At 72.3% G+C, this 13,591-nt stretch carries 11 protein-coding genes; 5 read left to right on the forward strand and 6 right to left on the reverse strand.

What is annotated here, in order from left to right; all coding sequences use genetic code 11:
* Positions 1–70: 70 nt before the first annotated feature.
* Positions 71–727: a DUF998 domain-containing protein gene (locus AB0F61_RS25600; RefSeq protein WP_357814237.1), complete on the forward strand. Its 657-nt coding sequence runs from the start codon at positions 71–73 to the stop codon at positions 725–727.
* Here the strand turns inward: AB0F61_RS25600 and AB0F61_RS25605 are convergent.
* Positions 705–2,108, reverse strand: a complete 1,404-nt coding sequence (locus AB0F61_RS25605) for an NAD(P)H-quinone dehydrogenase (protein ID WP_357814239.1) — start codon at positions 2,106–2,108, stop codon at positions 705–707. The genes AB0F61_RS25600 and AB0F61_RS25605 overlap by 23 nt on opposite strands.
* A 106-nt stretch (positions 2,109–2,214) precedes the next feature.
* On the opposite strand from AB0F61_RS25605, the gene AB0F61_RS25610 reads away from it, so the two are divergent.
* A complete protein-coding gene (locus AB0F61_RS25610) occupies positions 2,215–2,670 on the forward strand; it encodes a gamma-glutamylcyclotransferase (protein WP_130407236.1) in 456 nt (151 codons plus the stop codon).
* A gap of 75 nt (positions 2,671–2,745) precedes the next feature.
* Here AB0F61_RS25610 and AB0F61_RS25615 read toward each other — a convergent pair whose 3' ends face one another.
* The 3 genes from AB0F61_RS25615 to AB0F61_RS25625 all read right to left on the reverse strand — a co-directional run bounded on the left by AB0F61_RS25615 (position 2,746) and on the right by AB0F61_RS25625 (position 5,205).
* A complete protein-coding gene (locus tag AB0F61_RS25615; protein ID WP_357814243.1) occupies positions 2,746–3,489 on the reverse strand; it encodes a hypothetical protein in 744 nt (247 codons plus the stop codon).
* A gap of 104 nt (positions 3,490–3,593) precedes the next feature.
* A complete protein-coding gene (locus AB0F61_RS25620) occupies positions 3,594–4,568 on the reverse strand; it encodes a hypothetical protein (RefSeq protein ID WP_357814245.1) in 975 nt (324 codons plus the stop codon).
* Positions 4,569–4,572: 4 nt separating this feature from the next.
* Entirely contained in the window at positions 4,573–5,205 is a 633-nt protein-coding gene (locus tag AB0F61_RS25625; protein ID WP_357814248.1) for an MBL fold metallo-hydrolase, read from the reverse strand.
* A gap of 114 nt (positions 5,206–5,319) precedes the next feature.
* Here AB0F61_RS25625 and AB0F61_RS25630 point away from each other — a divergent pair, with 114 nt between their 5' ends.
* A complete protein-coding gene (locus AB0F61_RS25630) occupies positions 5,320–6,285 on the forward strand; it encodes a DUF4349 domain-containing protein (protein WP_357814250.1) in 966 nt (321 codons plus the stop codon).
* Here AB0F61_RS25630 and AB0F61_RS25635 read toward each other — a convergent pair.
* Both AB0F61_RS25635 and AB0F61_RS25640 read right to left on the reverse strand, forming a co-directional pair.
* Positions 6,242–7,501 (reverse strand): amidohydrolase, encoded by a 1,260-nt coding sequence (locus AB0F61_RS25635; RefSeq protein WP_357814253.1) that lies wholly within the window; start codon positions 7,499–7,501, stop codon positions 6,242–6,244. The genes AB0F61_RS25630 and AB0F61_RS25635 overlap by 44 nt on opposite strands.
* A gap of 445 nt (positions 7,502–7,946) precedes the next feature.
* A complete protein-coding gene (locus tag AB0F61_RS25640) occupies positions 7,947–9,530 on the reverse strand; it encodes a methylmalonyl-CoA mutase family protein (protein ID WP_357814255.1) in 1,584 nt (527 codons plus the stop codon).
* 206 nt (positions 9,531–9,736) lie between these two features.
* On the opposite strand from AB0F61_RS25640, the gene AB0F61_RS25645 reads away from it, so the two are divergent.
* Together AB0F61_RS25645 and AB0F61_RS25650 are read left to right on the forward strand one after the other, a co-directional pair.
* Complete coding sequence (locus AB0F61_RS25645; protein ID WP_357814258.1) at positions 9,737–11,800, forward strand: protein kinase; 2,064 nt, start codon at positions 9,737–9,739, stop codon at positions 11,798–11,800.
* Between the two features lie 47 nt (positions 11,801–11,847).
* Positions 11,848–13,527, forward strand: coding sequence for a phospho-sugar mutase (locus AB0F61_RS25650; protein ID WP_357814261.1), 1,680 nt, complete (start codon positions 11,848–11,850; stop codon positions 13,525–13,527).
* Positions 13,528–13,591: the final 64 nt, after the last annotated feature.

Consider the following 13,591-nt stretch of genomic DNA (forward strand, 5'->3'; position numbering starts at 1 on the left):
GTGGTCCCTCGGGGCGATTTCGGTGGGCTTCCCCGATCCGGTTCGGGTGCCCGCGGCGACAGGCTGAGACATGCCTGGAACCCGGAACACCGGTCTGCTGGCCCTCGGCGGGATCGCCCTGGCGGCGCTGCTCACCGTGATCGGTCACCTCGAAGTCAACGACGACCTCAACCCGTGGGCGCTGACCATCAGCGACTTCGCGGTCTCCGACCGGGGCGGCGTCATCGACGTCGCCATGGTGGTGCTGGCGCTCGCCACGGTGGCGCTGCTGTACGGGCTGCGCCACACCGGCCCACCCCGACCGCGCGCCGGGACCGCCGAGTTGCTGCTCGGCGCGTGGGTGGGTGGGCTGCTGCTGGCCGCGGTCGTGCCGACAAACGAACCAGGCACCGCCATGACCACCGCCGCGTACCTGCACCGGTACGCGTCGGTCGTCGCCTTCCTGGCGCTGCCGGTCGGCGGCTGGCTGCTCGCCCGCCGGGACCACCTCACACCGGCCGCCCGCTGGCTGCGCGGCCTGGCGCTCACCAGTCTCGTCCTGGCCGCGGCCATGGTCTGGTCTGCCTATCCGGGAGACCGCGTGTTGATCGGGTTGGCCGAGCGCCTGCTCATCCTCACCGAGGTCGGTGTGCTCACCACAGTGGCGCTCGCCCTCACCCGCTCCGGCTCACCGACCCGGGCCATCGCCGGTCACGCGGTCACCGTCACTCCAGCTCGTGGAGCATGAGCTGGCGGGCCGCCTCGGTGATCGAGCCGGAGAGGCTCGGGTAGATGGTGATGGTCTGGGCCAACTCGTTGACGGTGAGGTTGTTCTCCACAGCCATGGTGATGGGCAGGATCAGCTCGCTGGCCTTCGGCGCGACCACCACACCGCCGATCACCTGGCCGCTGGCCGGACGGCAGAACAACTTCACAAAGCCGTCCGAGAGATCGTCCATCTTCGCCCGGGCGTTGCCGGACAGCGGCAGCATCACCTGCCGGGCCGGGGTCTTGCCCGCGTCCACCTCGTCCTGCGAAACACCCACGGTGGCCAGCTCCGGGTCGGTGAAGACGTTCGCGGCGACGGTACGCAGCCGCAGCGGGCGCACCGCCTCACCGAGCGCGTGCCACATGGCGATCCGACCCTGCATGGCGGCGACGCTGGCCAGCAGCAGCACCCCCGTGCAGTCACCGGCGGCGTAGATGCCCGGCACGTTGGTCCGGGAGGCCCGGTCGACAGTCACGTAGCCGCCCCGACCCAGCTCGACGCCGTACTCGGCCAGGCCCAGGTTTGCCGTGTTCGGGATCGAACCGACAGTGATCAGCGCGTGGGAGCCGGTGACCCGGCGGCCGTCGGAGAGCTCCACCTCGACACCGTCGGCGGTACGCCGGACCGCGTCGGCCCGGGAGTTGTTGAGGATCTCCATGCCCCGGTTGCGGAACACCCGCTCGATCGCGGACGCGGCGTCGGCGTCCTCGTGCGGCATCACCCGGTCCCGGCTGGACACCAGGGTGACCTGGACACCCATGGCCAGGTACGCGCTGGCGAACTCCGCGCCGGTGACACCGGAGCCGACCACGATCAGGTGCTCGGGCAGCTCCGGCAGGTCGTACACCTGACGCCAGGTCAGGATGCGCTCACCGTCCGGTACGGCGGTGGGCAACTGGCGGGGTGTCGAGCCGGTGGCCACGAGCACCGTGGTCGCCGCGATCGAGTACTCCTCGCCGCCGTCCGCGGGGGTCACGACGACCCGGTGGGTGTGCCCGAGGGCGTCCTCACCGAGCCGGGCGGTGCCGGCCACGAAGGTGACCCCGGCCTTGAGCAGCTTGGCGTGGATGTCGGCGGACTGCGCCAACGCCAGTCGCTTGACCCGCTCGTGCACGGCCCGCGCGTCGACGGTGACCGCCTCCAGGCCGTCCGAGTGCACGCCGAACTCCTCGGTGTCCCGGTAACCGGTGACCACCCCGGAGCTGGCGATGAAGGTCTTCGACGGTACGCAGTCGGAGAGCACGCAGGCCCCACCGGCGCCGTCGGCCTCCACCACTGTGACATCGGCGTCCAACTGGGCGGCGACCAGCGCCGCCTCGTACCCGGCCGGCCCCCCACCGATGATCACGATCCGGCTCACAGCGTTCGCCCTTCGTCCATGCTCACAGTGACTTTGTTCTCCCGAGCGCATTCGACACGCACTGTCGTATTCTCCCCCACCCGTCCGCCGGGCTATCGTCATCGCCGTGCGTCATCACGCCGCCTACGGCTCAAATCTCGACCCTGCCCGAATGCGTGCCTACTGTCCGCATTCGCCGATGGTGGGCACCGGCTGGCTGGAAGGCTGGCGGCTGACCTTCGCCGGGGCGGACGTGATCGGCTGGGAGGGCGCGGTGAGCACCCTTGTCGAGTCTCCCGGTGACCGGGTCTTCGTGGCGCTCTACGACATCCACCCGTACGACGCGGGCCAGCTCGACGAGATCGAGGGAGTCACCGCCGGCACGTACCGCAAGCTGCACGTGCGGGTCTCCACCCTCGACGGCGACGTGACCGCGTGGATCTACGTCTTCAACGGGTACGAAGGCGGCCTGCCGACCTCGTGGTATCTCTCCGAGATCGCGAACGCCGCCGAGAAGGCGGGCGCCCCGGACGACTACGTCACCGAGTTGCGGTCCCGCCCCACCGGCACGGCGTCGGCGTAGCAGCGCGTATCGCACCTCCCCAGTCTGCTACCGCCGCCGACCGGAGTGCGGGTCGGGTGCGACGGGGGTCGTCAATCACACACCGGCGGCGAGATCGGCCCGGGTGCGGTGCAGCAACTCGACAAGCTCGGCGCCGGCAGCCGGGCCGAGGGCCGTGAACGCCGGCGCGACGAGACGGTTGGTCACCGCCTCCGCCCAGAGTCTCCGGCGCACCAACGGCCCGATCGGCGGGTAGGGCGGCGGCCAGCCGCAGGCCACCGCCCCGGCCTCCCCCTCCGGCCCGGCCAGCACGGCCTCCAGCGGGGTCATCCCGGCGGCGCGTACCGCAAGCAGGTAGGCACCGGTGAAGTGCTCCCGGAGCAGTCGCAGCCCGGCGGCACTGCGGGCCCCCGGCGAGAGATCCGGCAGCGGCATGGCCCGCCACGCGGCGAAGAGCGGCATGGCGCTGGCGTCCGCCGCCACCACCGCCCCCTCGACGAGTACCGCCAGGCGCTCGGTGGCGGGCAGCGCGTCGAGCTGCTGCGCGCCCCATCGGCAGCACTCGGCGAGGCTCGCCGCCGCCACCTCGACCGGCGGGACGATCCGGGCGGCGGCGTCCCACCCGTCGGCGACCGCGTCCGGGGCGATGAACCCGAGCGCCGCGGCGGCGGTCTCGGCCCGCACATCGCCGAGCGCGCCGGCCCGGCCACTGATGTAGAACGCCCAGCCGGAGATGCCGAGCAGCCGGGCACGGCGCAACGTGGCCGGGTCCCGGGTGAACGCGTCACCGAGGTCGAGCACGACCGGCTTGCTGGCGGCAGCGACCTGCTCGGGGGTCATCCGAGCGGCCCTCTCGGGCAACCCGATCCGTCGACCACGACGAGACCCCGATCCGGGATCACCCGCCCTGGACGGCCCGCACACTCGTCGTCGTCCATCGATCGTCAGTCTGCCGCGCCATCGCCCGCGTCCGCATCCCCCTCTTCGGCGGCCAACGCCTCGACCGCCGCCTCGACCTCGCCCGCGCGCCGCCGCGCCACGGTGGCCGCACGCTCGGCGGCCCGCCGAGCGAGTTTGGCCCGGCTCAGATCCTGCTCGGCGACCGCCCGCCGCCGCTCCAGCTCGGCCAGTTCGGCCTCGATTCCATCGAGTACGGCGGCCTCGTCCCGCTCCTGCCCGACCGCTTCGGTCAGCTCGGCCTCCGCACGCTGCTGGTCGGCCCGGGCCTTGTCCAGCTCCCGATCCAGGGCGCGGCGCTGCCGGGCCCGCTCGGCACGGGCGGCCCGTCGCGCGGCCTGCTCGGCGCGCTCCGCGGCCCGGTCCGGGCGGGGAGTCGCCTCGGGACGGCCCCGCTGGGCAGCGGGTCGGCGGGCCGGGCGTTCCTCCTCCGGCTCACCCTCGTCGCCGGTGACCAGCCTCAACTGCGGCCGGGGCACCTCGCCGAAGCCGGCGTAGCTGGCCGCCCGCAGCAGGCGGCCCGCCCGGACCTGCTCGGCGACGTCGACGTCGGAGAACGCCGCGTTCAGTGTCGACTCCACCTCGGCCAGGGGCAGCCGGCCGGCCGGTGGCGCGTCCGGCTCCGCCGCCGCGAGCTTGCGGACCTCGGCGACCAGGGCGCCGACCACCGCCCGGCGCTGCGCGGACAATTCCCGCAGTCGGGGCCCGCGCAGCTCCCGCTGGGCCGTCCGCAGCGCATCGGCGAGCTGGACCAGGTCGGCGACCAGCTCCGGGCGTGTGATGGCGAGCAGGTTCACCAGCCAGGCAGCCACCGTCGGGCGGCGCAGCCGGGCCAACTGGCGGGCGGTGCCCGGATCGCCGGCGCGGCGGGCCTCGGCCACGGCGGCGTCCCGGGCGGCCACGAACCGGTCCGGTGGGGTGCGGTAGAGCTGCTGTACCAGCTCCGTCGAGGGGCCGGGCATCGGCTCAGACGTCCACCCGGCTACCGGGCTCCAACCGCTGGTACTCGGTGCCGGACATCGCCGCGTACTGCCCGTTCAGCACGCCCAGACCGTTGTCGTTGAGCAGGCCGTCGTGCAGGGCGTACGCCCGCCGGGGCGCGACCGCGCGGATGAAGTCGAGCACCTCGGAGAACTTCGACCAGGGTGCGTGGATCGGCGCGAAGAGCGTGTCGACTGGCGTCTCGTCGGGCACCACCAGGGAGTCACCCGGGTGATAGACCACGTCGTTGATCAGGTAACCGAGGTTGTCCACCACCGGGATGTCGGGGTGGATCACCGCGTGTCGCCCCCCGTACGCCCGGACGGCGACCCCGGCGGCGGTGAAGGACTCACCGGGGGTGACCGGGTGCAACACCTCGGCCGCGCCGCCCAGGGTCTCGGCGAGCGAGGCGGGCCCGTGGATCGCGAACGGCTGCCTGTCGAGTTGCCGGCGCACCGCGGCCAGGTCGAGGTGATCGGCGTGCTTGTGGGTGATCAGCACCGCGTCCGCGCCGTCCAACGCCGTCGCGGAGTCGCCGAACACACCGGGGTCGACGACGAGCACTCCCCCGTCGTGTTCCACCCGGAGGCAGGAGTGGGCGTACTTGGTGAGCCGCATCGTGACTCCTCGATTATCGAATCGTGATGTCCTCAGCGCAGTCTGCCGGAACCAGCCGACGTGTGCGTCGCGTCCGAGCTATCGCCACACCGGACGACAACGAGGGGATCGGGGATGGACGGACAGGTGGTACGACGCCGCGGCGGACTGCTGGCGGTAACGGCACTGGCGGCGGCGCTGGCGTTGAGCGGCTGCGGGGCCGGCGACAGCGGGTCGGCCGACGCCCCGGCGGTGAACGGCGACGGTGCGCGGGACAAGGCGGCAGCGGCTCCCGAGGCGGCGAAGGCCGGGGAACCGCAGCAGGGCGGGGCCGGGGCACCCCAGGACGCCGCCGCCGGGGCACCGGACCTGCGCGTCGACCAGCGGGCCATCATCTACACCGGTTCGATGCGGGTGCAGGTGGACGATGTGGACGCCAAGGCCCGCGAGGTGAGCGCCCTGGTCACCCGCTCGGGTGGCTTCATCGGCGGTGACCAGCGGCGCAGTGCCGGTGCCGACGCGGTGGCGGAGTTGCAGTTGCGGGTGCCGGCCGCGAAGTTCACCGAGGTGGTGGACGAGATCGCGAGGCGCGGCAGCCAGCAGAGCCGGGAGATCAGCACCGAGGACGCCACCGAGGCGATCGTCGACCTCGACGCGCGTATCACCAGTCAGCGGGCCAGGGTGGAGAGCGCCCGCCGGTTGCTGGCCCGCGCCACCTCCATCACCGACCTGGTGTCGTTGGAGAACGAGCTGGGCCGCCGCGAGGCCGACCTGGCGTCGTTGGAAGCCAAGCAACGGCGACTGGCCGACCTGACCGCGCTCTCCACGATCACCGTGACACTTGTCGGGCCGGCGGCCAAGGCCGCCGAGGAGAAGGCCGAGACCGGCTTCCTGGTCGGGCTCAAGGGCGGCTGGAAGGCGTTCGTCGCCTCGTTGACCGTCCTGCTCACCGTGCTGGGGGCGCTGCTGCCGTGGCTCGTGGCACTCGGCGTACCGGTGGCGGTGCTGCTGCTGGTGCTGCGCCGGCGGAAGAAGCCCTCGATCCCGACCGCTCCGGTCAGCGCGCCGCCGCCAGTGCCCGCAGCGCGGTCTGCACCATGACGCGTACGCCGGCGGGGATCGCCCGCTCGTCCACGTCGAAGCTCGCCCGGTGCAGGTCGACGTTGGGACCCGAGCGGCCCACACCGAGCCGGGCGAGGGCGCCGGGGACGTACTCCAGATACCAGGAGAAGTCCTCGCCGCCCATGCTCTGCGGTGTCTCGGCGATCCCTTCCGGACCGAGCGCGGCGGCGGTGGCCGCCGTCAACACCTGGATGGCCCGGGAGTCGTTGCACACCGGCGGCCGGCCGCGCAGGTACTCCAGGTCGACGGTGGCGCCGGTCGGCGCGATCACGTCCCGGACCACCTGAGCGACGATCTTGGGTGCCTGCTCCCAGGTGTCGCGGTCCATCACCCGCAGGGTGCCGGAGGCGCTCGCCTCGGAGGGGATGACGTTGTAGCGGGTGCCGGCCGAGGCGTGGCCGAAGACCAGCAGCAGGCCGCTGTTGGCCGGCACCCGGCGGCTGACCAGGGCGGGCACCTCGGTGACCAACCGGCCGAGGGCGTCGACCAGGTCGACGGTCAGGTGCGGCCGGGCGGTGTGCCCGCCGGGGCCGGACAGCCGGACGGTGACGTTGTCGGCGGCCGCGGTGATCGGGCCGACCCGCAGGCCGACCTTTCCCACCGGCAGGTTCGGGTCGCAGTGCAGCGCGAAGATCTGCACCACGTCGTCCAGGCCGCCGGCCTCGATGACCTCCAGCGAGCCGCAGGGCAGGATCTCCTCGGCCGGCTGGAAGATGAGCCGGACCCGCCCGTCCAGCTCACCCAGGTCGGCGAGTTGGGCAAGCAGCATGCCGACGCCGAGCAGGATCGAGGTGTGCACGTCGTGCCCGCAGGCGTGGCAGACGCCCTCCACGGTCGACCGGTAGGGCACGTCCTTGGGGTCGTCCAGGGGCAGGGCGTCGATGTCGGCGCGCAGCGCCACCACGGGGCCGTCCGGTCGGCCGTTGACGTCGCAGATCACGCCGTTGCCCTTGGGCAGCAGGCGCGGGTTGAGCCCGGCCAGCGAAAGCTCCCGGGCGATCAGTGCGGCCGTCTCGAACTCGTTGCCGGAAAGCTCAGGGTGCGAGTGGAGGTGACGGCGCGTAGCGATCAGCCCCGGAACCCGGAGGGCGAGGAGGTGGTCCAGTTCGCGGGGCAGCGGCTGGGAGCCTGGCGGCGTCTCCAGCCAGGACGACGCCAGCTGGCCACCCGTGGGCAGCGTCAACGCACTCGTCACGTCGAATTCTCGATCACTAGAAGTGGATGGATCATCGGGGACAGCAGACAGCCTAGACCTCCGACGGTGACGCTGCGCAACCTCGTTACGGTAATGATCGGACCGCGCAGCGTCAGGAATGCCCTGTTCGGAGCGCTCGGAGATGTGCGGGACAGCAGGTAGATCGCTATCGAACGCCGACATCCGCCCCTCACCTCCTACAACGCGTAACCGATCGCGGCGGCCCGAACCCGGCAGAACACGCGCGGATCCTGGTGCAAATTGTCGCATTAGTCGGGGTGATGAACTGACACTCCGACAATTAGCCGACCACACTCCGCAACGCGCCGGATAGGGACGCTCACATGGCGGCGTCCACCACGGGCGCACACCCTGTGCGTCCGCGCTCCTCCGACCCGGTACCCGCCCGACGCGACGGACACACCGCGGCCACGACCCGGGACGCTCAGAAGCGGTCGGTGGGCCGGTACAGCCCCCACACCTCGCGCAGGGTCCCGCAGACCTCACCCACGGTGGCCCGGGCCCGCAGCGCCTCCTTCATCGGGTAGAGCACGTTGTCCGAGCCCTCCGCGGCGGCCCGCAGGTCGGCGAGGGCACGGGTCACGGCCTCGCCGTCCCGCTCGGAGCGCAACCGCGCCAGCCGCTCGGCCTGGGCCGCCTCGATCGTCGGGTCGACGCGCAGCGGCTCGTACGGCTCCTCCTCGTCCACGGTGAACCGGTTGAGCCCGACCACCACCCGCTCACCCGAGTCGATCTCCTGCGCGATCCGGTACGCGGACTGCTCGATCTCCCGCTTCTGGAACCCGGCCTCGATCGCGTCCACCGCCGAGCCGTGGTCGGCCACCCGCTCCATCAACTCGAGCGCGGCGGCCTCGATCTCGGCGGTCATCGCCTCCACCACGTACGACCCGGCGAACGGGTCGACGGTGGCGGTCAGGTCGGTCTCGTACGCCAGCACCTGCTGGGTACGCAGCGCGAGCCGGGCCGCCTTCTCGGTGGGCAGCGCGATCGCCTCGTCGAAGCTGTTGGTGTGCAGCGACTGCGTGCCGCCGAGCACCGCGCCGAGCCCCTGCACCGCCACCCGGACCAGGTTCACCTCCGGCTGCTGGGCGGTGAGCTGCACACCCGCGGTCTGGGTGTGGAAACGCAGCATCATCGACTTCGGATCCTTCGCGCCGAAGTCGTCGTGCATCAGTCGGGCCCAGATCCGGCGGGCGGCGCGGAACTTCGCCACCTCCTCCAGCAGTGTGGTGCGGGCCACGAAGAAGAACGACAGCCGCGGCGCGAAGTCGTCCACCGCGAGCCCGGCGGCCAGCGCCGCACGCACGTACTCGACGCCGTTGGCCAGGGTGAACGCGATCTCCTGCGCGGGCGTCGCGCCGGCCTCGGCCATGTGGTAGCCGGAGATGGAGATGGTGTTCCACTTCGGCACCTCCTTGCGGCAGTACGCGAAGGTGTCCGCGACCAGGCGCAGCGACGGCTTCGGCGGGAAGATGTACGTGCCCCGCGCGATGTACTCCTTGAGGATGTCGTTCTGGATCGTGCCGTTGAGCGCCGAGCCGGCCACCCCGTTCTCCTCGGCGACGAGCTGGTAGAGCAGCAGCAGCACCGAGCCGGGTGCGTTGATGGTCATCGAGGTGGAGACCTTGTCCAGCGGGATGTCGGCGAAGAGCAGCCGCATGTCCTCGATGGAGTCGATGGCGACGCCCACCTTGCCGACCTCGCCGTGCGCGATCGGCTCGTCGGAGTCGTAGCCCATCTGGGTCGGCAGGTCGAACGCGACCGAGAGGCCCATCGTGCCGGCCCGCAACAACTGGTGGTACCGCGCGTTGGACTCGGTGGCGGTGCCGAAGCCGGCGTACTGGCGCATGGTCCACGGACGGGAGGTGTACATGGTGGGGTAGACGCCCCGGGTGTACGGGAACTCGCCGGGGGCGCCCAGCCGGGAGTCCAGGTCCTCCGGAAGGTCCGCGCCCGTGTAGACGCCCTTGATCGGAAAACCGGACTCGCTTGACCGCCGTTCGTTCATCCCCGGATGGTAGGACGCGCCGGCATCTCGCCGGGTGAGGGATACCGCACAGCCCGTCCCGAGCCGTCGACAGCAGGTGAACGACGAGGCACTTTCTGTCGACTTCGATAAACGTCCGTCGCGTCGGCTTTCGCATCGGGCGTCGGAACCAGCAAGATAGGGGGGTTGTGTCCCAGCCCCCCTCGATTTCCCCCGGTGGCTTTTCTGTGACTCAGATCCCGACGTGGAGCGGCGGACCGGTCAGTCCCGCCAACGGCCGCGCAGCACCCGGCACCACCATCGGTGACCGGTACTCGCTGCGGTCCTCGGTGGGCAACGGCGGCATGGGCACGGTGTGGCGTGCCACCGACACCCTGCTCCGCCGCGACGTGGCGGTGAAGGAGGTCGTCCTGCCTCCGGGGCTGGCCCCCAGCGACCGCGACGCCATGTACGAACGCACCCTGCGCGAGGCCCGCGCCGCCGCCGCCATCCAGCACCCGGCCGTGGTGCAGGTGTACGACGTGGTCACCGAGGCCGGCCGGCCGTGGATCGTGATGGAGCTGCTGGACGCCCGCAGCCTCGCCGACATGGTGATCGAGGACGGGCCGGTCGCGCCCCGCGCCGTCGCCAAGATCGGCATAGCGCTGCTCGGCGCGTTGGAGGTGGCCCACGCGATCGGCGTGCTGCACCGCGACGTCAAACCGGCGAACGTGCTGATCTGCACCGACGGGCGGTGCGTGCTCACCGACTTCGGGGTGGCTCGGATGCCCACCGACGTGCAGCTCACCACCCCCGGCATGGTGCTCGGCTCGCCGCACTTCATCTCGCCCGAGCGGGCCATGGGCCAGGAGTTCGGCCCGCCCAGCGACCTCTTCTCGCTGGGTGTGACGCTCTACACGGCGGTGGAGGGGCGACCCCCGTTCGACAAGGGTGACCCGATCGAGACCATGCACGCCGTGGTCGAGGACCCGCCGGCTCCGCCGCAGCGCAGCGGCCCGCTGACCCGGGTGCTGATGGGCCTGCTGGAGAAGGACCCGGCGCGCCGGCTGGACGTGCACACCTCCCGGGCCATGTTGCGCGAGCTGCTCGCCGGCCCGCTCGGCAGCACCGCCACCGCTGTGCACTCGGTCACCGACCCGTACGCGGTGGTGCCGGTGCAGCAACGCCCGGTGCCCGTCCTCCCGCCGCCCCCGTCGGAGCCGAAGCCGGACAACCAGATCGGCGGCAAGGCGATGTTGGCGCCGGGTGAGTCCCTGACCGACCGGCTGGCCGCGTTGCGCCGGGGCGAGCGCCCGCAGCCGGCCGCCCCGACAGGTGCCACCGGTTTCGACGAGACCAGCGCCGACGCGTTGTCCGGCCCGCTGCACACCCCCACCGGCGCGATGCCCGGTCCCGGCCAGCCTCCCGCCGGGCGCACCTACGGCGGCAGCGCCGACACCACTCAGCGGGTGGACGCCGGCGCGCATCCCGACGCCACCCAGCGGGTCAGCTACGGCAGCCCGGCCGACGCCACCCAGCAGGTCGGATACGGCGGCGCACCGGAGGCCACCCAACGCATCGGCGGCACCTACGGGGGCGGCAACCAGTGGTCGGTGCCGGGCACCGGCCAGCCCTGGGCCACCCCGCCCGCCGCTTCGGGCGGCGGCGGCGCTCTCGACAAGGTCCGCGCCACCGGCGGTCAGCTCGTCAGCACGGTCAAGGGCTGGCCCCGCAAGGTGCAGCTCGCCGCGGCCGGCGGGTTGGCCGTCGTGCTGCTGCTCACCGTGGTGGCCCTCTCCAGCGGCGACGACCCGCCGCCGAACACTCCGGCGGCGCAGCCCAGCGCGTCCGCCCCGGCGGCTCCCGCCGTCGAGATGCAGGAGCACGCGGCCCGCGGCATCCAGGTCATGGTCCCGAAGGGCTGGAAGAAGGCCACCGGAGGCTCGTACACCGACTACATCGACCCGGAGGACAGCGGCCGCAAGGTCCGCATCATCACCGAGAAGTGGTCGAGCGACTCCAACCGCTGGGCGGAGACGGCGGAAAACGGTCTCAAGACCAGGAGCACCTCCTGCGTCAAGCCGTACCAGCAGGTCAACGCCGCCCAGACCGAGCTGGCCAGCAAGCCGGCCGCCGAATTCGAATACACCTGCGGCGAGGGCGACGTCATGCGGCACGGCGTCTGGCGTGGCGTGGCCGAGGGCGGCAAGGCGTACTCGTTCTACCTCACCGCGACGGACGCCAAGTTCGCGGAGAGCAAGCCGATCTTCGACGAGATGGTCAGGACGTTCCAGCTCACCGGGGAAGGCTGAGCCCAGGGAACCGACAGCGGTGATCCGCCGCCGTGCTATCAAGGGGCATGGCGGCGGACACCACTGACATCGACGACATTCGCGAGCAAGCCCGGCGTTGGCTGGCCGACGACCCCGACCCGGCCAGCCGGGATGAGCTGACGGCGGTGCTCGACCGGCTGCCGGCGAGCGCCCCGGAGTTGGCCGACCGGTTCGCCGGCCCGCTGACCTTCGGCACGGCGGGCCTGCGCGGCCCGCTGCGCGCCGGCCCGAACGGCATGAACCTCGCCGTGGTCACCCAGGCCGCTGCCGGCCTGGTCGGCTGGCTGGCGGCCCAGGGTGGCACCGGTCCCCTGGTGATCGGGTACGACGCTCGGCACGGCTCCCGGCAGTTCGCCGAACGCACCGCCCAGGTGTCCACGGGCGCGGGCCGGCCGGCGCTGCTGCTGCCCCGCCCACTGCCCACCCCGGTGCTGGCGTACGCGGTGCGCCACCTCGGCGGGGTCGCCGGAGTGATGGTCACGGCCAGCCACAACCCGCCCCAGGACAACGGCTACAAGGTCTACCTCGGCGCGGAACTGGGCGGTGAGCTGGGTGCCGGAGCGCAGATCGTGCCGCCCGCCGACGCCGGTATCGAGGCGGCCATCCGGGCGGTCGGCCCGCTGACCCAGGTGCCGCTGGGCCCACCCGGGCAGGTGCTCGGTGACGACCTGGTCGCCGTGTACGTGGAACGGGCCACCGCGGTGATCGACCCGGACGGGCCCCGGGACCTGACCGTGGCGTACACCCCGCTGCACGGGGTGGGCGCGGCGGTGCTCACCGCCGCCTTCGCCCGCGCCGGTTTCCCGGTTCCCGGTGTGGTGCCCGACCAGGCCGAGCCGGACCCGGCGTTTCCGACTGTGTCGTTTCCCAACCCGGAGGAGCCGGGGGCGGTGGACCGGTTGATCGCGCTTGCCGACTCCACAGGCGCGGACCTCGCCATCGCCAACGACCCGGACGCCGACAGGTGCGCGGTGGTCGTCCGCGACCACGCGGGCGACGGCGGGCAGACCTGGCGGATGCTGCGCGGCGACGAGGTGGGTGTGCTGCTCGCCGACCACCTGATGCGACGCGGGGTGACCGGGCTGTACGCCACCACCATCGTGTCGTCGTCACTGCTGCGGGCGATGTGCGCGGCCCGGGGCCTGCCCTACGACGAGACGCTCACCGGCTTCAAGTGGATCGTGCGGGCCGGCGGTGGCAGCGCACCGCTGGTCTTCGGCTACGAGGAGGCGCTCGGCTACTGCGTCGCCCCGGAACACGTCCGGGACAAGGACGGCATCACCGCCGCGCTGACCGTGGCCGAGCTGGCCGCCGGCCTGAAGACGCAGGGCCGTACGTTGACCGACCGGCTTGACGAGTTGGCCGCCGAGTTCGGCGTGCACCACACCGACCAGCTCTCCGCCCGGGTGGACGACCTGCGGGTGATCACCGACGCGATGGTCCGGATCCGGGCGGCCACCCCGACCACCCTGCTCGGGCAGCCGGTCGACAGCGTCCGGGACCTGCTGCCCGAGGCGGACGTGGTGATCCTGCGTACCGCGGTGGCCCGGGTGGTGATCCGCCCGTCCGGCACCGAGCCGAAGCTCAAGGCGTACCTCGAGGTGGTGGAACCGGTCGTGGACGGTGACGTCCCGACGGCCCGCAGGCGGGCGGCGTCGGCCGTCGCCGCGCTCCGCGCTGAGGTCAGCGCTGCCCTTGGCATCTGAACCCCGCAGCGCCCACCCATGACAGGTCCGCCCTTTGCTCTGCACCCGCGGAAGCGCCGTTGAA

Origin of the sequence: Micromonospora sp. NPDC023888 (genome assembly GCF_040639415.1) — a bacterium.
In the GTDB taxonomy this organism is placed as follows: domain Bacteria; phylum Actinomycetota; class Actinomycetes; order Mycobacteriales; family Micromonosporaceae; genus Micromonospora.